The 25,178-nt window shown below is 58.4% G+C and carries 19 protein-coding genes; 12 read left to right on the top strand and 7 right to left on the bottom strand.

The features are described 5' to 3' along the window. The first annotated feature begins 25 nt into the window (after nt 1–25). Nucleotides 26–418 (top strand): hypothetical protein, encoded by a 393-nt coding sequence (locus tag OHL22_RS10520; protein WP_263336624.1) that lies wholly within the window; start codon nt 26–28, stop codon nt 416–418. A 71-nt stretch (nt 419–489) separates the two neighbouring features. Here the strand turns inward: OHL22_RS10520 and OHL22_RS10515 are convergent, their stop codons facing one another. After that, a complete protein-coding gene (locus OHL22_RS10515; protein ID WP_263336621.1) occupies nt 490–996 on the bottom strand; it encodes a ferritin-like domain-containing protein in 507 nt (168 codons plus the stop codon). A gap of 174 nt (nt 997–1,170) precedes the next feature. Here OHL22_RS10515 and OHL22_RS10510 point away from each other — a divergent pair, with 174 nt between their 5' ends. After that, nucleotides 1,171–1,878: an energy transducer TonB gene (locus OHL22_RS10510; RefSeq protein WP_263336618.1), complete on the top strand. Its 708-nt coding sequence runs from the start codon at nt 1,171–1,173 to the stop codon at nt 1,876–1,878. Between the two features lie 174 nt (nt 1,879–2,052). Here the strand turns inward: OHL22_RS10510 and OHL22_RS10505 are convergent, their stop codons facing one another. From OHL22_RS10505 to OHL22_RS10495, 3 genes are all read right to left on the bottom strand, one after another. Beyond that, complete coding sequence (locus tag OHL22_RS10505; protein WP_263336615.1) at nt 2,053–2,925, bottom strand: alpha/beta hydrolase; 873 nt, start codon at nt 2,923–2,925, stop codon at nt 2,053–2,055. 147 nt (nt 2,926–3,072) lie between these two features. After that, entirely contained in the window at nt 3,073–3,909 is an 837-nt protein-coding gene (locus OHL22_RS10500) for a CPBP family intramembrane glutamic endopeptidase (protein ID WP_263336611.1), read from the bottom strand. A 317-nt stretch (nt 3,910–4,226) separates the two neighbouring features. Then, on the bottom strand, nt 4,227–5,897 hold the full coding sequence (locus tag OHL22_RS10495) for an alpha-L-fucosidase (protein WP_263336608.1): 1,671 nt from the start codon (nt 5,895–5,897) through the stop codon (nt 4,227–4,229). A 359-nt stretch (nt 5,898–6,256) separates the two neighbouring features. Between OHL22_RS10495 and OHL22_RS10490 the strand changes: the two genes are divergently transcribed. After that, nucleotides 6,257–7,033, top strand: coding sequence for a TIGR03435 family protein (locus OHL22_RS10490; RefSeq protein ID WP_263336605.1), 777 nt, complete (start codon nt 6,257–6,259; stop codon nt 7,031–7,033). A 49-nt stretch (nt 7,034–7,082) separates the two neighbouring features. On the opposite strand, the gene OHL22_RS10485 is transcribed toward OHL22_RS10490, so the two are convergent. Next, nucleotides 7,083–9,704, bottom strand: a complete 2,622-nt coding sequence (locus tag OHL22_RS10485; RefSeq protein ID WP_263336602.1) for a serine/threonine-protein kinase — start codon at nt 9,702–9,704, stop codon at nt 7,083–7,085. Between the two features lie 14 nt (nt 9,705–9,718). Continuing rightward, nucleotides 9,719–10,294 (bottom strand): ECF-type sigma factor, encoded by a 576-nt coding sequence (locus tag OHL22_RS10480; RefSeq protein ID WP_263336599.1) that lies wholly within the window; start codon nt 10,292–10,294, stop codon nt 9,719–9,721. A gap of 194 nt (nt 10,295–10,488) precedes the next feature. Here OHL22_RS10480 and OHL22_RS10475 point away from each other — a divergent pair, with 194 nt between their 5' ends. Beyond that, entirely contained in the window at nt 10,489–11,253 is a 765-nt protein-coding gene (locus OHL22_RS10475; RefSeq protein WP_263336597.1) for a hypothetical protein, read from the top strand. 45 nt (nt 11,254–11,298) lie between these two features. Beyond that, nucleotides 11,299–12,870: a zinc-binding metallopeptidase family protein gene (locus OHL22_RS10470; protein WP_263336595.1), complete on the top strand. Its 1,572-nt coding sequence runs from the start codon at nt 11,299–11,301 to the stop codon at nt 12,868–12,870. A gap of 162 nt (nt 12,871–13,032) precedes the next feature. Here the strand turns inward: OHL22_RS10470 and OHL22_RS10465 are convergent, their stop codons facing one another. Further along, nucleotides 13,033–14,955 carry a glycoside hydrolase family 13 protein gene (locus OHL22_RS10465; protein WP_263336593.1) on the bottom strand — a complete coding sequence of 641 codons (1,923 nt, stop codon included), beginning with the start codon at nt 14,953–14,955 and terminating at the stop codon, nt 13,033–13,035. Nucleotides 14,956–15,124: 169 nt separating this feature from the next. Here OHL22_RS10465 and OHL22_RS10460 point away from each other — a divergent pair, with 169 nt between their 5' ends. From OHL22_RS10460 to OHL22_RS10430, 7 genes are all read left to right on the top strand, one after another. Further along, entirely contained in the window at nt 15,125–17,479 is a 2,355-nt protein-coding gene (locus OHL22_RS10460; protein ID WP_263336590.1) for a DUF5703 domain-containing protein, read from the top strand. Nucleotides 17,480–17,625: 146 nt separating this feature from the next. Beyond that, complete coding sequence (locus OHL22_RS10455) at nt 17,626–18,378, top strand: RNA polymerase sigma factor (RefSeq protein ID WP_263336589.1); 753 nt, start codon at nt 17,626–17,628, stop codon at nt 18,376–18,378. Between the two features lie 119 nt (nt 18,379–18,497). Next, on the top strand, nt 18,498–19,505 hold the full coding sequence (locus tag OHL22_RS10450; protein ID WP_263336587.1) for a HEAT repeat domain-containing protein: 1,008 nt from the start codon (nt 18,498–18,500) through the stop codon (nt 19,503–19,505). 249 nt (nt 19,506–19,754) lie between these two features. Continuing rightward, nucleotides 19,755–20,636, top strand: a complete 882-nt coding sequence (locus tag OHL22_RS10445; protein ID WP_263336585.1) for a PDZ domain-containing protein — start codon at nt 19,755–19,757, stop codon at nt 20,634–20,636. 254 nt (nt 20,637–20,890) lie between these two features. Then, on the top strand, nt 20,891–22,093 hold the full coding sequence (locus OHL22_RS10440; RefSeq protein WP_263336583.1) for a glycoside hydrolase family 27 protein: 1,203 nt from the start codon (nt 20,891–20,893) through the stop codon (nt 22,091–22,093). Nucleotides 22,094–22,409: 316 nt separating this feature from the next. Then, the gene (locus tag OHL22_RS10435) at nt 22,410–23,750 is read left to right on the top strand and encodes an enolase C-terminal domain-like protein (protein WP_263336580.1); all 1,341 of its coding nucleotides are present in this window, start codon (nt 22,410–22,412) and stop codon (nt 23,748–23,750) included. 149 nt (nt 23,751–23,899) lie between these two features. Next, complete coding sequence (locus OHL22_RS10430; RefSeq protein WP_263336576.1) at nt 23,900–25,057, top strand: DUF362 domain-containing protein; 1,158 nt, start codon at nt 23,900–23,902, stop codon at nt 25,055–25,057. The last annotated feature ends 121 nt before the right edge of the window (nt 25,058–25,178 follow it).

Below are 25,178 nucleotides of genomic sequence, written 5' to 3'. Positions count from 1 at the left end.
CGCGCGCGGCGCGAGGAGGATTGCATTGAGCACGACACCGGTGAATCCAGGGGGTAGCGGCGCGGCGGCAGGCAATGTGGATGCGATTACGTATCCGCTGAGTCCCGCGGTGCGGAAAGCGTACGAGGATCTGTACGAGTCGACGAAGAAATCATTTGAGCAGACGAACGATACGCTGACGATCAAGGAGCTCGGAGATATCGAGCTCTGGATCGGCAATGTGTTGTCAGCGGATGATGAGGCTCGCATTGCGCAGGATGACGCGAGTTTTACTGCGTTGAAGAAAACTGTGGCAGATGCGAATGCCGGCCTGAAGAAGGTGCAGGGCGATATGGAGAATGTGGCGAAGAAGATTGGCGTTATTGCCAATGTGGTGGCGGGGATAACGGCGGTGCTGAGCTTCTTTCCTACGATTTAGGCATCAGAAAAAACATAAGCAAACCCCGCGGAGCTGATTGTCCGCGGGGCTTTTGTTTTGGGTGATAGCAACTATGCGCCGGCTTCGAGGACTTTGGGAACATCAATGCCAAGAGCTGTGGCGAGGTCGTGCTGGTGTTCCTGTTCTTGAGAGATGATGGTGCGAAGCTGTTCGGCGAGTGCGTAGTGGCCTAAGGCTTCGGCCTGTTTGACGCGCTGGCGATAGTTCTTGATGGTTTCGGTTTCGTTGTCGAGGTCGGCCTGGATCATCTCTTCGGCCTTGCTGGTGAGCTTGACTGGTTTGGGCGTAGCTGTTGGCATGCCGCCAAGGTAGTCGATTTGATCGGCAATGATCATGGCATGCTGCAGCTCCTGCGCGGCGTGAAGCTTGAGCTCGGCGGCGATGTTCATCCACTTGGCGCCGGAGAGGACATTGCTATAGACGGTATAGGCGATAATGGCCTGGTACTCGCGGGCGAGATCTTCGTTAAGGGCGTCGATGAGTTCTTTGATAGCGCTTTTGGAGTCGGAGCTCTGGTTGTCATGTGCGTATGCGCTCTTCTTATTTTCGTTAGTCATGTGTTTCTTTTTGCTCCCTCTCGCAATTCCTTGCGACTCGGGTTTGGATGCGGGGAGCGGTGCAGGTGTTGGCGACGGATTAGGTATCGAGCGGGATTTCTAAAGAACGCCGGGAACACACAGCGCATGTGCGGTGTCTATCTGAACAGATTTCATGCTGTTCGGGAGGGCCGTATGTTCGAGGATGCAACGTTCGAGTCCCGGGGAGTTGTTGCGACGCAGACGCGCAAATGGATTGTGTTTGCGCTGGCTTTTAATGCCTCGATTGTCGCAGTGCTAGTTGTGATGCCGTTGATCTATCCCGAGGGATTGCCGGGACAGATACTGCATCGCACGCTTGGCATCACGGTGCCTTCGGCTGCGCCTGCTGTGGTGTCGCGGCCAACGACGACGACAACGGTCGCGCGATTCAATCCATTGATCCCGCCGACGGATCTGACGAAGCTATCGAAGATCGATACGAGGCCGGACATCGCGACGACGATAGCTCCGGAGAGTGTGGGGATGCCGGATTCGGTGGTTGGCGGGGATAAGGCTGCGGTATCCGCTTTCCAGCCAAGTCCGCCGCCGGTGGTGAAGCAGCAGGCTACGCCGCAGAAGATCGCGGTTTCGCATCTGGAAGAGAGCAGTCTGGTGTACAAGGTGACGCCGCAGTATCCGGCAATTGCTAAGGCTACGCACACGGCGGGAACGGTGTCACTGGCGGCGACGATTTCGAAGATGGGGACGATTGAGAATCTGCGCGTGGTCAGCGGGTCTCCGCTGCTGCAGCAGGCGGCGCTGGATGCGGTGCGGCAGTGGAGGTATCGGCCGTATCTGCTGAATGGCCAGCCGGTGGAGGTGGAGACTACGGTGCAGGTGGTGTTCAAGCTGGGAGAGTAGAAGCGAGGAACCAGAGGCCAGGGAAAAACTACGGTTCGTGCTTTGCACGAAAAGAGTATGCGAATTGAGTGTTCGGGCCTGGGTTGTTTCCCACTCATTCGGCAACAAACGCCGAATAAATGGGGCACCCGGGTTGTGGTGGAGAAGCAGATTCTGGCTCAGCGCATGTGGTGGTTATTTGGTCAGGAAGCCTTCAGTCGTGAGCCATTCGGCGAAGCGGTCGATCCAGTTGTCGGTGGGGATGTGCTGGATGTGCATGCCGAAGCCGTGGCCGCCTTTGACGTACATGTGGAGCTCGGCGGACTTGTGGGCGGCGGTCCAGCGTTGATAGAGATCGATGCTTCTTGGGGCAAGTCCCAGATTGTCGTCCGTGGCGGCTGCGATGAACATGGGAGGCGCATCGGTTGGGACGGGAATGTCGGCCGGCAACCCACCGGAGTAGATGGGGGCGGCAAATGCGGGGCGGCCTTCAGGTCTGTAACGAAACGCCACTTCGGCTGCGACGGTGCCACCGGCGGAAAAGCCGATGATGCCGACACGATCGGTGGCGATGCCGTAATCGGAGGCATGCTGGCGGACGTAGGTGACGGCGGCGAGCCCATCGGCGACGGACTGGGGTACGACGGTCTTCATCATCTCTCCGAATTTTGCCTTGTCCTGATAGAGCGTGCCGAACTCGGCTGTTGCGTCCTCGCCGGTGTGGGCGAGGCGGTATTTGAGGACGAAGGCGGTCATGCCGCGCGCGGCGAGATAGCGCGCTACGTCAGTGCCTTCGCTGGAGATGGAGAGGGCCATGAAGCCTCCGCCGGGACATATGACGATGGCAGAGCCATTTTTTACATCCGGTGAGGGACGGAAGACGGTCAGCGTAGGTTGTGTGACGTTGGTGACGACTTCGGTATGCCAGACGTTGGAGTAGTACTCCTTTTCGGGATAGCTCGGTGGCGTTGCGGCGTCGGCTGGGTAGAGGTGGATCACATCCTGCGCGTAGACGGTCGCAGCCAGAGAAATGGCGAAAAGGATAAGACTGATGGGACGGATTTTCATGGCGGGGAAAGTCTAACAGGATACGGTGAATAGTGGGCAGTGTTCTCGCCTGTGGTGCGGGCTGTGGTGGTCACCCATTCATTCCGCAGAGAACGCGGAATGAATGGGTACCACGAGGCATCAGTTCCCATAAGTGTCGAGATTTTTTCAAGACAGGTCTTGCTTTGTTACAGGGGCGGCGCCAAGCCGGCCTCGGGTTACAGCGATCGTCATCGCAGCTACGCCGATCATGCTCAAGAGCACTATCTTGTCCACGTCGCGGCTGGGATTCAATGGGTGTCCTGCAAGTGCGGTGTAGAGCATGAAGGTACAGGTGTTGTAGAAGTAGTGCACAATTACAGGTCCCAGGATGCTCCGACCTGTCGCGAAGTACGCGAACGACGCGAAGATGGCTGCTGCGACCTCGAGAGCGAGGAAGTACCAGAAGGAGACGCTGTACAGGTGGATCAGCATGAGTGGGAGGTGCCAGGTGGCCCAGGCGACTCCGACCAGGATGGCGGCCACGACGTTTCCTGTCCGTGCTCCAACGCGGGGCAATAAATAGCCTCTCCAACCGAACTCTTCTTCCAGTGGTCCGCCAAGGATATTGGGCCAGACCCCTAACAGAGGGGCAAGAAAACTAAGCGTGATGACCTTGTGCCCTGGTGCAACGCAGATTGTGTAAGGAATGATCACGAAGGCGATTGTGATCAACGCCGGACCAGTAAACAGGTTAAGCCAACTCCGCGTCCGGATGGAGGGAAAGAAACGGCTCGGCATAGCCCAGCGGCCTTTTTCCATGCGGATGGCGATGAAGCTGGCAAGCATGGGACCGGTGGTTCCAAGGGAGACAAAGACCGGAATGGAAGCATCGAATCGGGTGAGATGAAGTCCTTTGGGGCCAAGAACAACCGGCAACCACAAGAACCACGCGATACCGTAAGCCAGACACACGAAAAGCCCGATCGTTTTTCGCGTCACCGATCCAACGTTGCTCGTTGGCATGGCTTGAGTCTAGTGGACTTGTCCGCTTAGCGTCAGTATAGGGAACGAGCTCAAATCTAAAGATTGCTCTGGAACCAATCCTGCATTGACAGACCTGCGCTGGAAATGACGAGGAGCGGAAAGTATGGAAAGCGAAAATGCCGACTTTCTAGCCTTTCCTCTCCTCTTGGAAATCCCTTCGGGGATGCAGACAGAAAAGCAGCGGTGGTGCGGGCCGTTCTGTCATCCACTCCTGTTTATGGTGGTGCGAGCGAGAAGCAGATCCTTCGCTACGCTCAGGATGACAAGCCACGTTTCAGAATGACGACCGGGTTGTATCAGCGGCCGCAGTTATGGGGGATCAGATCTATGGAGCGAATGGTCAGCGGCAGTGTTGTGCCTTTGACGAAGGGCTCGGGTGGAGTGATTTCGAGAGTGTGGTCTTCGCCGATGATGATGTTCTGTTGCGCGCCATCTTTTAGCGTGACGGTGCGCGCGTCGCCATTGCTGACGAGCGCGACGCGGCCTTCGCCATCGGCGTGGAAGGTGAGGGCGGCGCATCCTGATTGCACTGCCCAGCGGAGCTTGTAGAGGGTTTTTGGAACTTCGTAGCCCTGGCCGTTGTAGTTGTAGAACTTTTCGGCATCGGCGACCTGCAAGGTGCCCGGGCCGGCGGGCGCCAGTACCTCATCGATTTTGAGTGCTCCGCGATATTGCAGTTTGATCACGGGCATCGTGCCGGAGACTGCGTCAGAGGGCAGCTCTACGATGGCGTCTCCTTTGCTGGAATGTATGACGAGTGGTTTGCCGGAGGCGAGCACGGTGGCGGACTGCCACTGGTTGTGACCGGCGCGGTGCAGACGCAGTGTGTGGTCTGAGGGCTCGGATTTCACGAAGAGATACAGGGAGTTACCCTTGAGCGTGGCATAGCCGAAGTCGAGCTTGGCGAAGGGCGAGGCTTTGGTGCCGTAGATGGCCTCGGCATTTGGCTTGAGCCATGCGCCGATGCCGCGCAGGACGTCGGCTTCATAAGGAACGACGGAGCCATCGCCTTCAGGGCCGATGTTGAGGATGTAGTTGCCGCCGCGACTGACTACCTGCACAAGGCGCGTGATGTTTTCGTCGATCTTGCCCTGCAGGTTGTCGCGTTTTTGCCAGGAGCGGTAGCCCCATGTCTGCGGAAAGATGGATGCGGGAGTTTGCCAGGGCTCGTCGATGCCGTAGGCGGGGACTTCGTTGTCGCCCATGACGGTGAAATCGCCCTCGTAGTTCCAGACGCGGCCGCTGACCATGGTTTGCGGCTGGAGCTTATGCACGGTGGTTGCGAAGAGCTTGCTTTGCTCGGGTGTGGGCTTGCCCATGTCAAACCAGATTTCGGTGATGGGGCCATAGTTGGAGAGAAGTTCGCGCAGTTGTGCGGCGTTGAAGCGGGCGTGCTCGTCGCTGATGGGATTGCTGTTGCCCTCGATGTAATGATCGAAGCCGGGCTGATGCCAGTCGATAGTGGAATAGTAGACGCCGAAGGCGATGCCGCCACGCTTGCAGGCTTCAGCTAACTCCTTCACGACGTCGCGATGGTAGGGTGTGGCGTCGACGATGTTGTACTTCGACTGCGCAGTGTGAAACATGTTGAAGCCATCGTGATGCTTCGAAGTGATGACGATGTAGCGCATGCCCGCAGCTTTGGCGAGCGCGACAATGGTGTCGGGGTCCCAGTTGGTTGGGTTGAAGGTCTTTGCCGTGGCAGCGTATTCGTCGAGCGGGATAGGCGCATTGGCCATTATCTGCTCGCTGTAGCCGTTGTCGATCTGCTTGCCCTGCCACATGCCGCCGAGCTGCGAGTAGAGACCGAAGTGGATGAACATGCCGAATCTGCGGTTTTGCCATTGCTCTACGGTGGCGGCGCTGGGGCGCGGCTCGGAGAGCGGCAATGGCTTGTCCTGAACTTGTTGCGCGAGGGCGGGTTGAGCGAGCGAGAGCGCGACTACTGCGGCGGAAAGGAGCTTCATAGGGCGGATTGTATCAACGTGAGGAGTGTGCGGGTTGGGATGGGTTAGTGGATGGTGTGCGTGTGAGTGTGAAAGGCCCGGGGCTGAAGCCCCGTTTGTGCTGGCCTTACGATTCAATGGCATAAATACCACTGCTCTCTCCGGTTCGTGTGTTGCGCAAATGGGTTTGCGAGGTTGGTGCATGGCCTGGGGTCGTTTCCCATTCATTCCACAGAAAGGGTGAAATGAATGGGTGCCCGGCGATGGCCCAACCTTAACTGCGATAGCTGACGTATCTGGAGTTTATTGCAAGGGAATGGCGTTACAATGCGTGAGCTATGCAAAGGCTTATCTTTCTTGCGGCGTGTTGGATTGTGTCTATGTTGCCGGTGTTCGGGCAGGGCAGTTCGGCAGCTGATGCGCAGTCTCCTGGCGCGGTTAGCGCAGGCGACAAAGCTCCGAGTTATGAGGTTGTTTCGATCAAGCCGCATAAGCCCGGAGAGGCTGGCAGCGGAATGAGGACTCTGCCCGATGGCATGGAATGGTGGAATATAAGCATGTACTCGTTGGTTCAAGCGGCGTACGACATTGAAATGGAGGATCAGATCTCGGGGTTGCCTGGCTGGGCGAAGTCAGAGACCTATGACATTGTGGCGAAGGTGGATGCACAGACGGTTGAGCGATGGAAGCATCTCTCTGAGAAGCAGCAATGGGCAGAAGAGGAGCCGATGATCCGGTCGATTCTGGAGGAGCGGTGCCAGTTCAAGGCACATGAAGAGACGAGAGAGTTGCCTGTCTATGATCTTGTGATCGCCAAGGGCGGGCTGAAGATGAAAGAAGCGGTCGCGAGTGAAAACGCCTCCGAGTCGATGTACCGCGGAAGGTTGGTGGCGAAAGGCATGCAGGTGGATGCCATCGTGACTGGATTTACGAATTCCGTGGGGCGTCTGATTGTGGACAAGACAGGGCTTGGCGAGAAGAAGTTCGACTTCGAGCTGAGGTGGACGCCTGACGGTCAACAAGCGGCAGATGATTCCGCGGATGCACCGCAACTCTCTACCGCGCTGAAAGAGCAGCTTGGGCTGAAGCTGGTGCCGGCGAAAGGTCCGGTGCCGGTTGTGGTGATTGAGCATATGGATCGTCCTTCGCCGAACTAAGGTGACGATGTGCGATCTGGAGTGAATGGGGCGTCCTGTGCTGCCTGGCTCAGTGCAAGATGGCGGCGAGTTCTTGCGGCTGATGGAGTGCGGTGTATTCCTGCTGCAAATCGATGCGAATCTCCTGGAGAGCATCCGTGGGCGGAGTAGGCTGAGCCTTGAGATTCTGATATGCAAGTACAGACTCTTGTGCTGCTTCTTTGTAGCGATCCTGTTGCAGGAGCAGACGGCCAAGCTTGCCGTGGGTGGTGCCGATGTATTTGTGATTCGCAGGCAACGTATCGGCATACATGGCGAGAGCTTCACGATAGTGCCGCTCGGCGGAAGCGTACTGCTTTTGCGCGGCCTCGGCTGAAGCGAGATTTCCGAGAGCGACGCCGATGTAATAGTGCTTGCCGTTGTATACGGTGCGATAGATGTCGGCCATGCGTTGGAAATCGGCGCGGGCCTCGTCGAAGTTGCCAGTCCTCTGCGCGGCGTGACCCAGATCGTTGAGGGTGGATGCGACGCGTGGATGCACGAGACCATAGGCTTTTTCTTCAATGGAGAGTGCGGACTTGAGAAGGGTGACGGCGTCGGCTGGGCGGCTCTCTGCGTTGAGAGCTCGTGCGAGAAGCGTCATGGCGGAGGCGGTCTCAGGATGATCGTTGCCGTAGAAGGAGCGCTCGATGTCGAGAGCCTGGCGGTCGTATTTTTCGGCCTCGGTGAAGTGTCCCCACTCGTACTGGACAGCGCCGAGGTTGATGAGGTCGTCGGCTAGTTGGGGGTTGCGGTCGCCGTAGAGGCGGCGGTCGATGGCCAGGACGCGTTGATTGAGGCTGTTGGCGATGTCGAGATGGCCAGAGTAGAACTGGCAGTTGGCGAGTTCGGTAAGACTGGCGGAGAGATCGGTTTCAACGCCACCGGGAGCGGACTGGAGAGCGACAGCTTGTTGCAGGATTGGGATAGCTTCGGAGTATTTGCCTTGATCTTCAAGAACCATGCCGAGGACGGAGATGGCTTTGGCACGCGCGGGGTGTGAGGGTGGAAGCTGTTTGTTGTCGATGGCGAGGGCCTGGCGCGCGAGCTGTTCCGCTTCATCGAAGCGCGCCTGATCCATGCGCAGTTTGCTGATATCGAGGAGGGCTTCGGCAGCCTCGGGGCTGTCGGGACCATTGAGTTTTGTGCGCAGGGCCAGGGACGAATGCAGGAGCTGGTCGGCTTTGTCGTATTTGCCGAGGTGATCTTCGACGGTGCCGAGGGTTTCGAAGAGTTCAGCCTGAGTGCGCGGGGCGGTACTTAAGGCATTGGCTTCGACGGCGCCACGATCGACTAGCTGGACGACGCGAAGATCACCGGGGGGGCCGGTATCTTCATTGCCGCCATCGAAGAGATTGACGAGAAAGCTTTGGACTCGCGCGGTGCGTGCTGCTTCTGCGAGAGCGGCATCGCGGGCGCGGGCGATACGCAGGGTTGACCAGGTGATAAGCGCGGCGATGAAGACAAGAACACCGGTAGCAAAGGCGACGGCTCGACGGTTGCGGCGGACGAAGGTGCTGGCGCGATACCAGAGACTGTCGCGGCGCACGTCAAGTGGTTCGCTGGAGAGATAGTGATCTATGTCGCGAATAAGAGCGTCTACGGTGCGGTAGCGGCGCTGCTGATCCTTGTGCAGCGCAGCAAGACAGAGAACGTCGAGGTCGGCCCATTCGCGGCGGCTGGCCACAAGAGCTGGCTTGTCCGCCATGCGATTGCGAGCTACCAGGGCAGATGGTTTCGGCGTGTCGTGATCGAGCAGGAGCGTGGCGGATTCACCAGGTGTCAGGTTGGAGAGATCGTACGGTAGTGAGCTGGTGAGCAGTTCGAAGAGAATGATGCCGAGTGAATAGACATCTGCCTGCACGGAGACTGCTTCGCCACGAATCTGCTCGGGTGAGGCGTATGCGGGCGTCAACATGCGCAGGCTGGTCACGGTTTGCGAGGCTGGTGTTTCCAGAGTTTCGAGATGCTTGGCGATGCCGAAGTCGAGCAGGCGAATGGAACCGTCGTCTTTGACGTAGATGTTGGAGGGTTTGAGATCGCGGTGGATGACGGCTTGTTGATGCGCATACTGCACAGCGTCGCAGACGGTGCGGAAGAGCTGCAGGCGGCGCGTGATGGAGCAGTTGTGTTTGGCGCACCATGCGGTGAGCGAGATGCCCTGAACGTACTCCATTGCGAACCAGGGCGTGCCGTCAGAAAGCGTATCGGCGTCGTAGAGATGGGCGATGGAGGGATAGTTGAGTTGGGCGAGTGTTCGCTGTTCGCTGAGGAAGCGCTCGCGGCGCGAGGGACTTAGCCAGGCGTCGCGCAAGACCTTGATGGCGACGTGGCCGCCGAGGTCTTTGCGCTGGGCAAGATAGACGACGGCCATGCCTCCCTCGCCGAGCAAGTGAACGGTGGTGTAAGGGCCGAAGGTGCGAGAGATGTGCTGGGTTGCGGATGGCTCTTCGATGACTCCGGCGGCTACGCGAGCGAGGTCGTTGTCGAGGAAGGTGCCTTCAGCATCGGCGGCGAGCATGGCGTGGAGCTCGGCGAGCATGGTGGCATCATCGGTGCAGGCATGGCGTAGAAATGCGTCGCGCTCAAGCTCGGGCAGGTCGAGCGCCTGGTGAAAGAGGGTTTGGATTTTTTCCCAGGTTGCTGTGTCCATGAGCACCCTCCGCTCTAGTCAGCCTGGCGCAATGCAGAGCCGAGCCATGCTTTGGCGGCTCGCCAGTCGCGCTGGACGGTGGCTTCGGAGATGTCGAGAACCTGTGCGATTTGGGTGGCGTCCATGCCGGCGAAGAAACGGCACTCGACGACCATGGCCTGACGCGGGCTGAGTTCGGTGAGCTTGTCGAGAGCGGCGTCGATGGCGAGGAGTTCGCCGGCGCGTGCAGGGCCATGCTGGATGGCTTCATCGAAGGTGACGAAAGCAAAATCGCCGCCGCGTTTGTTGGCGTGCTTGCGGCGTGCGGCCTCGATGAGCAACTGGCGCATGGCGCGGCCGGCGATGCGCTTGAAGTGAAGCTTCGACTGATACGCGAAGTCAGGCGAGTGCGAGAGCTTGATCCATGCTTCGTTGACGAGCGTGGTGGCGCTGACGGTGGCGTTCGAGTCAGTGCGGCGAATGGCGGAGGCGAGACGGCGCAGCTCTTCATACGCCGCGCTGAAGAGGTCGTCGAGCGCGTGACGCGGCATCGCCGGATGTATGGGCTCGCGAGACGGATCGAAAAATATTTCAGATTTTTCCTGCTGCATGACCAGTTTCCCCCCGAAATTGCGCTCTAGATGGCAGAGAAAGCTGCGGTAAGGCCGCAGGAACGCTCTTGCAAGAAAGACATTGTGGGGGAACAGAATTGGCTGATTCGTTCTTGGCGCGATGGTAGCACTTGCGGGAAGCGGTAACAACCCGAAACCGAAGGGAAATTCAAACGGGTTGCGAGGAGGGTGAGATGAGCAAGCGAGGAAAGATCTTGCGCGATCCGACCAACGGGCCGGGTCTGGTGATTGTGGACGGACAACAGTACACGTTTCCGATGGAAGGCGTGTGGAGATCGGCGACGCTGCCGCAGCCGGGCACGGTAGTGGACGTGGATTTCAGCGCGGATGGCATGGTGTTTTCAGTGACGGCTGTCTCCGAGTCGCAGCTTGCGAAGGAACAAACCGAACGCGCGATGGCGTTGGCGAAGGAAAAGGGATCTGCATTCGCATCGACGGCAGTGGCGAAGTTTGGTATGCCGACGCTGATTGCGACGGCTGTGCTGATTGTCGGGTGGTTCTTCCTGGCGACTATAACGGTCGATGGCGGATTTGTCGGCAAGTTCAGCTTTACGTTCTGGCATTTGCTGGGGCTGCTGAACGCTTCGAATGTGATTGAGGCGATGCAGCAGATGTCGACCCATGGAAGCGCTGGGTTTTATGGATTTCTCGGGATCGTGGCTCTGGCCGGACCGTTTGTCGGCGCGCTGTGGAAGGATAAGCGTGCTGCGCTGGGCGGACTGCTGCCGCTGGTGTTCATGGTGTTGGTGGCTTTACTGGCTATGCATGGCTTGGGCTCGGCAGCGGATGGCGCGCCGGCGGAAGTAGCCGAAGAGATGCGCAAAGAAGTGATGAAGCAGATCTCGGTAGGCGCGGGAGCCTGGGTGTCGTTGCTGGCTGCGGCTTATCTGGGGTTCGCTTCGCTGAAGAAGTTCCTCGTTGCGAAGGCGACGGCATAACGATCAGAAAATACGCGTAGAACTCGCCGGGCATGCGATGCAACCATGCCTGGCGAATTTGCGCGTGCGGCGTGCATCGCTTTTTTCGCGAAGCCCGAGCGTTCCCTTATCGACGCTCTCCCGGTATCCTCAGGTATGCCTCATGTTCATTGTGCCAAGCTTCTGGCTTTGTTTGTCTGTGTCGCCGCCCTCACTTTCGCCGCCTTCGCTCAGGAAGATGAGCGTCCCTCCGAAGCCAGCAAAGATACCGGCAAAGTAGCCGCCAAATCAGCCTGGATCACGCTCACGCCCGACCAGCGCACGCAGGTCTTTGCCTTCGCGGGCCCATACAAGGACTACATGCGCCATGCCAAGTCTGCCTCGCTGTCTGACCAGGAGCTGGTGCGGCTTGCGCATGAAGCGGGCTTTCAGGATTTCACCTCGTCGTCTCAGGTGAAACCGGGCGCGCGGCTCGTTGTGAACAATCGCGGCCGTGCCGTGTTGTTCGCGATTATTGGTTCGGACCCTATTATCAGCGGCTCGCGGATGGTGGCTGCGCATGAGGATTCGCCGCATATCAATCTCAAGGCGCGGCCTGTGATCGACGCACCTGGCTCAGTTGCACTGCTGAAGACGATTCCCTATGGAGGCATCAAGCGATATCAGTGGTCCAATCTGCCGATGGCGCTGGTGGGTCATATAGACACGGTGGATGGACGACATGTCGAGGTCAATATCGGTTTTACGCCGGGTGACCCTGTCTTTGTGATTCCTGATGCCGCACCGCACTCGGATAAGCTGCTGCGCAACCGCACGTATACGGAAGTCTTCTCGGGTGAAGAGATGAACCCGGTTGTCGGCTCAATCCCCGGAGTGCACGATACGGTGGCAGCTGAGGTAATGTCCGAGCTTCGGCGGCGGTTTCAGATTCGCGATGAGGATCTGGTGGCGGCGGAGCTTGAGCTTGTGCCTGCAACGCAGCCAGCCGACGTGGGCGTCGACGGCGGGTTGACGGGATCGTGGGGACAGGACGATAAGCTTTCGTCTTACGACGCTTCTCGCGCGCTGTTTGATGTGAAGGGGACGCCGCGGAAGACGGCCTTCACCTACATCAGCAACTTCGAAGAGGTGGGTAGCGTAAACAATACGGGCGCCGGCTCCGACTTCATTGATACGGCTTTTACCGAACTCATCGATGCGCAGACCCAGGCTGCTTCTTCAAAGCCAGCGACTGCGCTGGATTTGCGCACCGCTTTCGCGAATACCAAGGTGTTGTCGGCGGATTGCAATGATGGCGTCAATCCGCTTTTTCCGGGCAACTCCGAGAATTCGAACTCAGCTATTGTCGGGTATGGTGTCGCCGTGAAGATGTATGGCGCGGGGTTCAACCCGAATTCAGAGTTCACTGCACAGGTCCTGCATATTCTTGACAGCAATCACATTGCCTGGCAGACGCAGACGCCGAAGGTGGATGTCGGCGGTGGCGGCACAATTGGCGGATTCCTGTCACGGCGCAATATGGAGGTGCTGGATGTGGGGATTCCGTTGCTCTCGATGCACGCGACATACGAGATGTCGAGCAAGGTGGATCTGTGGTCGCTGTACCGGTTTATGCAGGCGTTTTACATGAGCCATTAGCAGTGTCGTGGTTCCCCGTCTCAAAAGCGAGACCGGGGAACCCGCGCACCCGCGGAATGGATGAGACACCTGGAGTTGTGGTGATGCGTGCTGGAAGCAGATCCTTCGCTACGCTCAGGATGACAAATCTCTATGCCATCGAGAGTGATGTAAGATTTGCCACTATTTGACTTTGGCTACTACGAAGCCAAAAGGCTCCAGAGTGACTTTGTTGAGGTCGAGGGTTTCGGTGGCGAGGCCGTGTGGGCCCAGTGGGCTGCGATAGAGGACTTCAGCTGTGGAGCCCGCTTCTTTGGCGTCGATGGTGTGTTTCTGGGCGCTCATGTTGAGGGCGATCAGGATGGTTTCGTCCTGGCTCTTGCGGAGGTAGCTGAAGACGTGCTGATTGTTTTCGTCGATGGCCTGGTATTCGCCTGTGCGCAGGGCCGGCTCGGATTTTCTTAGAGCGAGCAGGCGCTTGTAGGTGTTGTAGATGGAGTCGGGATTTTTAGACTCAGTTTCTACGTTGTAGGCGCCGGCGCTGGGCGGGATGGGGAGCCAGGGCTTTGGGTTGGTGGTGAAGCCGGATTGCGGGCCGGGCGTCCACTGCATGGGGGTGCGCTCGCCGTCGCGGCCTTTTTCTTTGGGCCAGCCGAGTTTGCCGATGGGGTCGTGGACGTCTTCGATGCGGGCGGGGTCGGTGGTGCGCATGCCGATCTCTTCGCCGTAGTACATCTGCGGGGTGCCGCGGGTGGTGAGGAGCAGGGCGGCCATGAGTCTGGCGATCTGATCGTTATGGACGCCGTCGCCGTAGCGGTCCCACTGGCGGCGCTGGTCGTGGTTGGAGAAGAAGTATTCAGGCTGGCCGTGGGCGGTGTTGGATTCGATCTGGTTGAAGAGCTCGCGGAATTTTGGGGCGGAGAGCTCGTTCAGGTCGGCGATCTGGAAGTCCATCGGGAGCTGAACTTCGTCGCCGTTGCCGTACATCTTAGTGAGCTGGGTGATGTTGGGCTCGTCGGCTTCGGTGACGAGGACAGGGTCGCCGGGATAGGCGTTGACGACGTTGCGGACTTCGCGGAGGACGTCGTGGACTTCGGGGAGATCGTCGGTGTATTTGTGCTGGATGTTGCGGTCGCCGTAGGCGTTGTAGCCAGGCAGATAGGGATCGTCGCGCAGCTCGGGGTCTTCAAAGAGGCGGCTGACGGCGTCGATGCGGAAGCCGGCTACGCCTTTGTCCATCCAGAAGCGAAGGACGTCGTACATGGCTTTGCGGACCTGGGGATTACGCCAGTTGAGGTCGGGCTGCTGGACGTAGAAGTAGTGGTAGTAGTACTGCTGGGTTTTCTCGTCCCATGTCCATGCGGAGCCGCCGAACCAGGACTGCCAGTTGTTGGGAGGGTGGCGCTTGCCGTCGGGGCCGATTTTGGCGTCGCGCCAGATGTACCAGTCGCGTTTGGGATTGTCTTTGGATGAGCGGGAGTCGAGGAACCATTGGTGCTGGTCCGAGGTGTGGTTGATGACGTAGTCCATGATGACGCGGATGTGGCGCTGTTTGGCGGCTGCGACCATGCGGTCGAAGTCTGCCATGGTGCCGTATTCGGGGTCGATGGCGGTGTAGTTGGAGATGTCGTAGCCATAGTCGACGCCGGGGGATGGGTACATGGGGGTGATCCAGATGGCGCCGATGCCGAGGTCATGGAGGTAGTCGAGGCGGGAGGTGATGCCGTTGATGTCACCGATGCCGTCGCCGTTGGAGTCCTGGAAGCTGCGGGGGTAGATCTCGTAGAGGACGGCGTGGTCGAACCAGGTGTCTTTGTGATGGCCTTCGGCCTGGGAGACGAGCCTGCCGGCGTGGGAGGAGCTGCCGTCGGAGGTGAGCATGGCTCCGCGGGCACCGCCGCCGCGGGCGGAGCCGCCGGAGTTTTCCGGGGTGAAGGCGTCTGTGGAGGGGGCTGCGGCGGGGGTGGTGGTTTTTTCGTTTGAGGCCATGGTGGGTTCTGTCGTGCTGCTAGTGAGATGGGAATTTTGAGGTTGGGGTTCGATCTGGGCGAGGAGTGTGGTTGAGGCGGCGATGAGTAGAACGGTGAGGAGTTGCCGTTTGCGCATGAGGGTCCTCTTTGGGGACTTTGGTTTCGGATGGGAGTATAGCGGGATACAGGGATCAGGGACCAGAGATCAGAGATCAGAGACCAGTGGACAGTCGACAGTGGACAGTTGTGCGCGGGTTGGAGGAGTTAGGCTGGTGGGGTTTGAGTTTTGTTGGGGGAGCGGGGCTATGTTGCGGATGCGCTGGTGGGCGGGGCTGTGCGGGCTGATGATGGTTGCCGGGTTGTGCGGGGTGGTGGCGCGGGGGCAGGGCCAGATGCCGGCTGTGCCCGATGGGCTGGTTGCTGCCCGGGACTCAGTGGCGGCGAACGATGTGACGTGGACTTCGCTGGGGCGGAATGAGAATGACTCGATGCCCATCGGCAACGGCGATCTCGCCGCAAACGTCTGGACAGAAGCGAATGGGGATGTGGTGGTGCTGCTGGCGAAGGACGATGCATGGTCTGAGCTTGGGCAGTTGTTGAAGCTGGGGCGGGTGCGTGTGCGATTGACGCCGAGTCCGTTTACTGGAGCTGGGTTCAGGCAGACGCTGCATCTGGAAGACGGGAGCATCGAGATCGCGCAGGGTGAGAATCGTGTACGAGTGTGGGTGGATGCGAATCATCCCGTGTTGCATGTGGAGGCGCATACGGAACAGCCAGTAACGGTGGAGGCTCGGCTGGAAGACTGGCGTACCCAGACGCGGCCTTACAGCGAGAAGCAGCCGCAGCGGGGTGGGATGTTCGAATTTGGTGATCACGTGGTGCCGCTGGATTTTGAGGCCGACACAATTTTGCGAGTTGGGGAGTCACAGGGTGTGGGTCGCGTGACTTGGTTTCACTGGAATCGCGAGAGCGTGTATCCGCTGGTGCTGAAGCGGGAGCATCTCGAGGCACTGGAAAGCAAATATCCTGACCCGCTGTTGCATCGGTGCTTTGGTGCAACAATTACGGGTCCGGACATGAAGCCGGTGGACGATCACGTGCTGCGTTCGACAAAAGCTGGCACGGATAGTCGTGTCGATGTTGTCGCGCTGACGCAGACGGGTGTGGGTGACGCAAAGACGTGGGCGCCAGCTATGGATGCGCTGGCGAGGACGGTGGAGGCGCTCCCGACCGCGCAGACATGGGAGTCGCATGCGCTGTGGTGGCGGGAGTTCTGGCGGCGGAGCTGGATTCGTGTGTCAGGATCGCCCGATGCGGAGGCGGTTTCGCAGGGGTATGCGATGCAGCGCTACATGATGGCTGCTTCGTCGAGGGGCGTGTATCCGGTCAAGTTCAATGGCGGTCTGTTTACCGTGGGCCACGATGTGCCCGACAACGTGGACTCGACGCCGAAGGATCACAATCCGGACTACCGCGCGTGGGGTGACTCGTATTGGAACCAGAACAACCGGTTGCCGTACTGGCCTCTGGTGACGAGCGGCGATCTGGATCTGCTGCAGCCGTGGTTCAACATGTATGTGAACGCGCTGCCACTGGCGAAGGATCGTACCCAAATGTACTTCCACCATGGCGGCGCTTCGTTTATCGAGACAATGTATTTCTGGGGGACACCGAACCTGAACGATTTCGGGTGGGACAACCCGACGGATGAGGTTGACAGTCGCTGGATGCGCTATCACATTCAGGGCTCGATGGAAGTGATTGCGGAGATGCTGGACGAGTACGACGTGACGGGCAACGCCGGGTTTGCGATGGAGAAACTGGTTCCGCTGGCGGACGCGATTGTGACGTACTACGACGAGCACTGGCCACGCGCCGCAGATGGAAAGATCCACATGTCTCCTTCGCAGTCGATTGAAACCTATCAACTCGACGCGGTGAATCCCACGCCGGATATTGCGGGGTTGAAGTCGATTTTGCCGCGGCTGCTGGCGCTGCCGGAGGGGTTGACGACGGAGGCGGATCGGGCGCGGTGGAAGAAGGTGCTGGACGACCTGTCGCCGATTGCGACGGGAACCACGGCGAAAGGGAAGATTCCGCCTCTGGGCAAAGGCGATGCAGATGGGAAGCCTGTGATTTTGCCTGCAGCCCAGTACGGCAAGACGGAGAATGTGGAGAATCCGGAGCTGTACACGGTGTTTCCGTACAAGCTGTATGAGGTAGGTAAGCCAGATCTGGAACTGGCGCGTAACACCTACGCAGCGCGTCTGTTCCCGCAGGACACCTGCTGGGGGCAGGATGGTGTGGAGGCCGCCTTGCTCGGCTTGACAGAGGATGCGAAAAAGGCAGCGGTGGCGGAGTTTACCTTTTACGGCGACCAACGGTTTAAGTGGTTCTGGAGGGCGGGGCATGATTGGATTCCTGATCTTGATAATGGCGGCAACGGGATGCTGACGTTGCAGAACATGCTGATACAGACCGAGGGCCGCAAGATCCTGCTCACTCCAGCATGGCCGAAGGACTGGACGGCAGATTTCAAACTGCACGCACCGCACAATACAGTGGTCGAAGGGCACGTTGAGGCCGGTAAAATTACGCGACTGACGGTAACACCGGCGATGCGGAAAGCGGACGTAGTCTTTGCGAATCCGGGAAATTGAGGGCGAGGGAATAGAAGGCAAAGATAGATTTATGCCTAATGCCAGTGAATCGGCTGCGAGGTTTTGCTCACGAATTCGGGGTTTGGGGGTCAGATAAATACGCAGTTCCGAGCTTGTAGGCACCTGTTTCGCTGGAGAACCGACGTATGGCGACCGACGCAGTTCCACTTACTGCCCCGATCGATGCTGCCTGGAATGGTGGCCTGAGCGTACAATCCTTGCCAGGTATGACGACAACGGCAAGCGACGGGCAGGCGCGCGGGCGGGGGGATTCCCGTGGGCGCGGCCATGTGCAGCAGAGCCAGGATGACCGGCTAAAGGTCCGTGCGACGGAGATGGACCTGATCCGCGAGGCGCAAGCTGGATCGCGGGCGGCTTTTGATGCCCTGGTGCGGCAGTATGAGCATCAGGTGCTGCGACTGGCGCTGCATCTGACGGGCAGTGAACAGGATGCTGAAGATATTTATCAGGAAGCATTTTTGAAGGCCTTCCGGTATCTGAATAACTTCCGGTTTGAGTGTTCGTTTTATACGTGGATTTACCGGATCGTCACTAATCTTTGCCTGGATCAGTTGCGGCGGAAGAAGACGCGGCGCGAGGATTCGGCGGTGGTAGTGGACCACTCGGGCGACGAGATTGATCTGATGGCTACGGTTTCCGATGACCGGGCGTTTTCGAATCCGGGACGGGAGCTGGACCGCAAGGTGCTGGGCGCACGGATTCAGGATGCGCTGGAGACGCTGACGCCGCGGGAGCGGATGGTGTTTGAACTGAAGCACTATCAGGGATTGAGGCTCAGGACGATTGGAGAAATGTTGAACACTACGGAAGAGACGGCTAAGAATACGCTCTTTCGTGCGACGAAGAAGTTGCGCGGCCAATTGGCTGGCGCGAGGTAGGACGGCCCATAACAAACGGGCCTATGCAATGACGAGTTGCTTCCAGGAGCGCGCAAAGCGCCGGTGAGAAAGCAACCGGGGGAAGAACAAAATTTTGAGGCAAACAGGACGTAATATCCATGAATTGCAACGAGAGTCACGAAAGGGTTGTGCTGGCAGCCTACGGTGAGCTGCCAGACGACGAGGCACATGCGCTGGCGCTGCATCTGGCAGGCTGTACGGAGTGCCGTGAGGAACAGGAGCAGTTGCTGGCGCTGAAGACGCTGGCGGCGGCTTATCTAGTTCCGGAGCTCGATCCCAACCTGATGGCGCGAAGCCGAACACGGCTGGAAGAGGCGCTGGACGCGATTCCGCCGAAGCGATGGTATGACCGCGTGGGCGACTGGATGACGCGGACAGCGACGGGATTGCAGGCTGCGCCGGTAGCGGCAGGGCTGCTGTTGGTGGCAGGCGCGGGACTGGGGAGCCTGGGTGGATACGAGTTTGCGGCGCGGCATATGGTTGCGGCGCAGAATCCGGATGATTCCACTTTCAAGCCAGTTTCTATCTCGGTTGAGCCGAAGATGCGGCCGATTTCGCCGGGCGAGGTTGCGAATGTATCGGGAATTGTGCGGGAACCGAACTCGGACCTGGTGCAGGTGACGTTTAACCAGGTGCAGCCCCGGCAGATCAAAGGATCTTTGGACGATCCACAGATCCGTCAGTTGCTGATGGTGGCTTCACAGAACGGAGCGAATCCCGCAGTGCGGGACAACTCGGTGGAGCTGCTGGCGGATGAATGCCGTGCAGGCCATGATTGCAACGACACGGGGACGCAGGGAACGGGCATTCGCGAGGCGCTGATGGTGGCGTTGCGCTATGACCGCAGCTCGGCGGTGCGTGCGAAGGCTCTGGAAGGGTTGCAGCCGTATATTGCCGATGACATGCAGGTGCGTGATGCGGTGTTGGAAACGCTGCTGAACGATCCGGATGCGAAGGTACGGTCGGCTGCGATTTCGATGCTGGAGCCAGTGGAAGCGGACACGAGTGTAAGACAGGTCTTGTCAACGGTGGCGCTTTCGGACCAGAATTCCAGTATTCGTAACGCGTCGCGGCTGGTGCTGCGACGGGTTTCGGAGATACAGTAGCTTCTTCGCTCCACAGAACACTTCGGGGAATCAGTTTCACACGTTGTATAACTCACGTTCCGGGCACCACGCCGTCAGAAAGAGTGTGGGCCTGGGTTACCAGCAGTGCTGGCAGTTATGCGATTGCATGGGCGGCGGTAACGGTTCCACCAGATAGAAGCGGATCAGGCTTGAGCCGCAGGAGTGGGCTGGACTTCCGGCTGGCAAAGGACACGGATTAAAACCGTGCCAACCGTGGAGATGGTTAAGATGAAGTACTTTTTGAGGCCGTTTGTATATATATCGAGGAAGCAATGGACGCGTAGCGTCGCATTGTTGGCCGCTGCGGGCGTGTTTCTTGGCCTTTCAGCGCGGGCCACAGCACAAGGACTGATTCAGGTTCGGGAAGAGCGGCCCTGGTTTCTGCTGTTGCACTCGCACTCACAGGGATTTCTTGGTGTGGATCTGGGCGATGTGGATCAGGAGCGCGCGCAGGCGTTGCATCTCAAGGACAACAATCACGGGGCTGAGATCACGATTCTGGATCACGATGCGCCTGCGGGGCAGGCTGGGCTGAAGCTGCATGACGTGATCGTGGAAATGAATGGGCAGACGATCGAGGGCGCGGAGCAGCTCAAGACGATGCTGCATACGATGTCTCCGGGAAAGAAGCTGCAGCTGGTGATCAACCGCGACGGCGCGGAGCAGAAGGTTACGGTGCAGCTGGCCGACAAGCGCAAAGTGCAGGAAGAGGCGCGGGAGCGGCTGGGAACGTTTGGCGCTTCGGAATCGGTGGGGAGCGGCTTTGTTGCTGGCGGCGGGGCTGGGGATATTCCTTCCGGCTTCCACATGCCGTTTGGGAGCTCGCTGCATGTGGGCGCGATGGTAGAACCGCTGACGGCGCAAATGGCGGATTTTCTGGGTGTGCAGAACGGCGTGATGATCAAGAGCGTGGCGCATAAGAGCTCTGCCGATGCCGCCGGGCTGCGGGCGCACGACGTAGTGCTGGCGATAGGTGGTGAGCAGGTGGCGACAACCAGCGACTGGGAGCGGTTGTTGCGATCAAGCGAAGGGAAGCCGGTGCAGGTGGAGATTTTCCGGGACCGGATGAAGCAGCTTGTGCTGCTGCAGGTGACTGGGAAGAAGAAGTAAGAAGCGCTTGCATGTGATGGCTACCTCAAATTTCTGTCGACGCAAGCAACTTCAGGAGCAAGCGCAAGAGACGGATAAAGTAGTTAATCCTTTATTCCTGTCCTGAAAGAGCCGCGCTTCTCCGCCGCATAGATCACCATGTGTTCCGTTGAGCTCTCAGAGTGTACGATGGTTCTCGTCTTCCATACTCCGAATCTGCACTCCTCCACCGGGAAAGTGCCGAGCGGCATTCCGGAAACCACTGAGAACCGTCAATGATCTGTCTTGATCTACCTTCCCTGCTCAAATCCAAACTCTCTATCTGCCTGCTGAGCATCTGCGTCGGTGTTCCTGCAATGGCGCAAACTGCGCCACTGGCTGCAACACCGCCGATGGGCTGGAACAGTTGGAATCACTTCGCGGAGAAGGTGACCGACGCAGATGTCCGTGTAGCCGCAGACGTCATGGTATCGAGCGGCATGCGTGACGCAGGCTACGTTTACGTCAACGTTGATGACACGTGGGAGGGACAGCGCGACGCACAGGGTCGAATTCATCCCAATAGCCGCTTCCCCGATATGAAGGCTCTAGCCGACTACGTCCACTCCAAAGGATTGAAGTTCGGCATCTATTCCTCACCCGGGCCCAAAACCTGCGCCGGATTTGAAGGAAGCTACGGCCACGAAGAGCAGGACGCGCAGACCTACGCAGAATGGGGTGTTGACTTTCTCAAGTACGATCTCTGCGGACTTCGCAGTGTCATGCGCAGTCAAAAACCACAGCCCGATTGGAACAAGGCAAACGCGATTATGCGCGAAGCCTACCTCAAGATGCACGAGGCGCTCGTCAAAACCGGCCGGCCCATCGTCTACAGCATCTGCCAATACGGTTCAGACTCGGTGTGGGAGTGGGGAGCTGAGGTTGGTGGAAACCTCTGGCGCACCACAGACGACATCAGCGATAGCTTCCGCAGCATGGCTCTGATCGGCTTCTCGCAAGCCGGACTCGAACGATACGCGGGTCCTGGCCATTGGAACGATCCCGATATGCTCGAAATCGGCAACGGACACATGACTTCGGACGAGTACCGTACGCAGATGAGCCTCTGGGCCATTCTTGCCGCGCCTCTTCTGGCAGGAAACGACCTGAGCAAGATGGACGATACCACCAAATCGATCCTGATGAACCGGGAGGTGATTGCCGTTGATCAGGACAGACTGGGCACCCAGGGCTCACGTCTCGCGCCGCTCCAGGTCTGGATCAAACCGCTTGCTGATGGATCAAAGGCTGTTGCGTTGTTCAACTTTGTTACCGATGACGTTCCCCAGCCAATCACGCTGCGCTTCAAGGACATTGGATTCAGCAGTTCCGTTCATGCGCGTGATCTCTGGGCACACAGAGACCTCGGCTTGCTTCATGACTCATACACGGTTATTCCGCCCAAGGGCGGAGTTGTCCTGCTTCGCGTCTGGCAATGAGTTATCCGCTCCAGATGAACTCGCAAACGAGCTGCAATCCAGAAGGAATTGAGCCTCCTTCAACACCCCATCCGCAATTGCCTTTACATATCGGTCGGTTTCCACGGTTGGCCTGACCGGTTCATGTCAGGGCCGGTTCATGCAGTCTGAAGCGAAGCGCGATGAGCAATTTTCATTGCGTCTAGTGCTGCGCCTGGTTGTGCTGTGAGAGCTTACACGCGGAGCCACAGGATCGTCTCGCCCAGGGCCTTAATCGAACGCCTAGTGTCTTCAGGTATTCTTCTCAGGCATTCGCAGTTCATATAGGAGCAGCTCTATGTCAATGTATCGGCGTGATCTATTGAAGTCCATGGGCGGCCTTGGTTTGCTGGGCATGGCGGCGCCTGCTGTTCGAGCGCAGGAGCAGTTGGCGCAAGCAACGCGGGGCATGGCATCGCCTCGTATCAAAGACATTAGCGTCATTGAGTGTGCACCCGCTGGCGCGCGGTTGACTGTAGTAAAAATCACGACCGATCAGGATGGGCTGTACGGCTATGGCTGCGCGACTTTTACGCAGCGAGCTGACCTGGTGAAACCAGCCGTGGAACGCTATCTGAAGCCGTTTCTGCTGGGCAAGACGACCGACCGGATCGAAGATATCTGGCAGAGTTGCTATGACAGCTCATACTGGAAGAATGGTCCGGTGCTTAACAATGCGCTGAGCGGAATAGATCAGGCTCTATGGGACATCAAGGGGCGGCAGGGAGGGATGCCGGTGTATCAGTTGGCTGGAGGCAAGTGCCGGGAGGCGGTGGACTGCTACGCTCACGCAGACGGACCTGAATTTGAAGATGTGGTAGCTTCCGCGAAAAAACTGATGGCTCAGGGCTTCCGCAACATCCGCGTGCAGGTCGGGCTGCCGGGGATGGCAGGCTATGGCTCGGCGCACACGAACACTGCTCCGTTGAAGGCGCTTCACGACAAACCTTTGTTCGAGCCGGCGTATCAAATGCGCCGCGCGCTTAAGCTGCTAGAGATTTGCAGAACGGAGCTTGGTGAAGAAGTCGAGCTGTTGCACGACATGCATGAACGCCTGGCTCCGAACGAGGCGGTGCAGTTTTGCAAAGAGGCGGAAAAATTCAGGATGTTTTTCCTCGAAGACCCGCTTTCGCCTGAAGACAACGACTACTTCCGCCAGATACGCGCGCAATGCGCTACTCCCATCGCGATGGGAGAGCTCTTCAACAATCCTCATGAATGGCAACCGCTTATCGAGCAGAGGCTGATCGACTATATCCGCTGCCATGTGTCGCAGGTTGGCGGATTTTCACCTGCCCGAAAGATCGCGATCCTGGCTGAGCAGTATGGTGTGAAGACGGCGTGGCACGGACCGGGGGATGTTTCGCCGGTGGGACACATGGCAAACGTAACTCTGGATATTGTGAGCTATAACTTCGGCATCCAGGAATACACGCCCTTCAACGCCGCGACACAGGAAGTCTTCAAAGGGTGTCCAGAGATGAAGGATGGCTATTTCTGGGTGAACGAGAGGCCGGGGTGGGGAATCGAGATTGACGAGAAACTCGCGGCAAAGTATCCATTCACGGACGGCCCGAACCATCTGAATGGTGGATGGGGCGAGATTCGTAAGCGGGATGGAACGGTGATCAAGCAGTAGAACCCACGGGTTCAGAGCGTCCTGTCGTGAGGCGAAAGTTCTGGAAAGAAGGCTACAGCGAGCGGCTTACCAAAGGATCCTCTGGATATCAAATATGGCGCGCGTGACGGAACATATCCGAGTAGCATGTTGTGGAGGAGGCGGAAGAGATGAACAGACGAGAGATGCTGGCTACCACGGGTGCTGCGACGCTCGGAGCATTTTGCATGCCGGAGTTGATGAAGGCTGACGCTCCAGCGAGTAGTGTCGCGATCGTGCGTTGTCGCGATTATGCGCAGTATGAGCAGCAACTCTCGCACGCGTTCGATCAGATCGGCGGCATTGAGAAGCTGGTGCGCGGGAAAACCGTAGCACTTAAGCTGAATCTCACAGGGAACCCGAAGTATTTTCCGCTGACTCCTGAGCTTCCTTACCGGACCGATCCGCAGTCGGTGGCCGCGACGGTGCATCTGTTTGTCAAGGCGGGTGCGCGGCGCGTTCGCATGATTGAAAGCTTCTTCCCTGCCGATCAGGATCTCTCGTTGTGGGCGCGCTACGGCCTGGACGTACACGCGATCAACAACATGGGCGTGCCTGTGGTTTGGGAAAACGTGCAGAACCTCGGCAACTACAAGCAATATGTGCGCAAGACCGTTCCCTGGGGTGGATACGCCTATCCGGCGTACCACCTGAACCCGGCGTTCTTCGAGTGCGACACATACGTTTCGATGGCCAAGCTGAAAAACCATTGGATTGCAGGCGTGACCATGACGATGAAGAACAACTTCGGCAACACGCCCTGCTCACTCTATGGCGGTGACTGTGGACCCCACGGGAACGAGCGGCCGACGCAAGAGCGCGGCCCTGTGCTGCACAGCGGAACGACGCCAGCTCCGTCGGTAGTCGATGCCGAGCTGCATCCCGATTCGCCGCGCGACCCGGGCTATCGGGTTCCGCGCATTCTGGTCGATCAGAACGGTATTCGGCCCATCGATCTCGCAATCGTTGACGGCGTCGAGACCGTGCGCGGCGGAGAGGGTCCGTGGCTTCAGGGCCTGGAAAAGATGACACCGGGCGTGATCATTGCCGGCCGCAACGCAGTCAACGTGGACGCCGTAGGGATGGCGGTGATGGGCTACGATACGTATGCGGAGCGCGGCTCTTCTCCGTTCATCCGGGGCGACAATTCACTGCGTCTTGCGGAAGAAGCCGGAATCGGAACACGCGATCTGAAGCGTATTGAAGTTGTCGGACTTTCGATTAAAGACGCTCATATCAATTTCGGCCCCGGCGCCGTTGGTAAAAAGATGAGCGAATTGACCGCGTAACCGTACTTGTTGGAATGGGTTGGTAGCGCTTGCCTGTGGGGCACGATACTCGAAACCTAAATACAGAATTTGAGACCATTGCGCGTAATGGCAATCTCGCCTGAGCAGGTCTCGAATAAAA

Origin of the sequence: Acidicapsa dinghuensis (assembly GCF_025685685.1) — a bacterium.
Lineage (GTDB): Bacteria > Acidobacteriota > Terriglobia > Terriglobales > Acidobacteriaceae > Acidicapsa > Acidicapsa dinghuensis.
This window is presented reverse-complemented; position numbering and strand designations above follow the sequence as displayed.

What these genes read in the sequence shown, in the direction of transcription:
- OHL22_RS10435 (WP_263336580.1), top strand. Translation starts at nt 22,410, where the DNA reads ATGTCAATGTATCGGCGTGATCTATTGAAGTCCATGGGCGGCCTTGGT.
- OHL22_RS10450 (WP_263336587.1), top strand. Translation starts at nt 18,498, where the DNA reads ATGAATTGCAACGAGAGTCACGAAAGGGTTGTGCTGGCAGCCTACGGT.
- OHL22_RS10430 (WP_263336576.1), top strand. Translation starts at nt 23,900, where the DNA reads ATGAACAGACGAGAGATGCTGGCTACCACGGGTGCTGCGACGCTCGGA.
- OHL22_RS10465 (WP_263336593.1), bottom strand. Translation starts at nt 14,955, where the DNA reads ATGCGCAAACGGCAACTCCTCACCGTTCTACTCATCGCCGCCTCAACC.
- OHL22_RS10475 (WP_263336597.1), top strand. Translation starts at nt 10,489, where the DNA reads ATGAGCAAGCGAGGAAAGATCTTGCGCGATCCGACCAACGGGCCGGGT.
- OHL22_RS10440 (WP_263336583.1), top strand. Translation starts at nt 20,891, where the DNA reads ATGATCTGTCTTGATCTACCTTCCCTGCTCAAATCCAAACTCTCTATC.
- OHL22_RS10445 (WP_263336585.1), top strand. Translation starts at nt 19,755, where the DNA reads ATGAAGTACTTTTTGAGGCCGTTTGTATATATATCGAGGAAGCAATGG.
- OHL22_RS10495 (WP_263336608.1), bottom strand. Translation starts at nt 5,897, where the DNA reads ATGAAGCTCCTTTCCGCCGCAGTAGTCGCGCTCTCGCTCGCTCAACCC.
- OHL22_RS10460 (WP_263336590.1), top strand. Translation starts at nt 15,125, where the DNA reads ATGTTGCGGATGCGCTGGTGGGCGGGGCTGTGCGGGCTGATGATGGTT.
- OHL22_RS10505 (WP_263336615.1), bottom strand. Translation starts at nt 2,925, where the DNA reads ATGAAAATCCGTCCCATCAGTCTTATCCTTTTCGCCATTTCTCTGGCT.
- OHL22_RS10510 (WP_263336618.1), top strand. Translation starts at nt 1,171, where the DNA reads ATGTTCGAGGATGCAACGTTCGAGTCCCGGGGAGTTGTTGCGACGCAG.
- OHL22_RS10500 (WP_263336611.1), bottom strand. Translation starts at nt 3,909, where the DNA reads ATGCCAACGAGCAACGTTGGATCGGTGACGCGAAAAACGATCGGGCTT.
- OHL22_RS10515 (WP_263336621.1), bottom strand. Translation starts at nt 996, where the DNA reads ATGACTAACGAAAATAAGAAGAGCGCATACGCACATGACAACCAGAGC.
- OHL22_RS10485 (WP_263336602.1), bottom strand. Translation starts at nt 9,704, where the DNA reads ATGGACACAGCAACCTGGGAAAAAATCCAAACCCTCTTTCACCAGGCG.
- OHL22_RS10470 (WP_263336595.1), top strand. Translation starts at nt 11,299, where the DNA reads ATGCCTGGCGAATTTGCGCGTGCGGCGTGCATCGCTTTTTTCGCGAAG.
- OHL22_RS10490 (WP_263336605.1), top strand. Translation starts at nt 6,257, where the DNA reads ATGTTGCCGGTGTTCGGGCAGGGCAGTTCGGCAGCTGATGCGCAGTCT.
- OHL22_RS10480 (WP_263336599.1), bottom strand. Translation starts at nt 10,294, where the DNA reads ATGCAGCAGGAAAAATCTGAAATATTTTTCGATCCGTCTCGCGAGCCC.
- OHL22_RS10455 (WP_263336589.1), top strand. Translation starts at nt 17,626, where the DNA reads ATGGCGACCGACGCAGTTCCACTTACTGCCCCGATCGATGCTGCCTGG.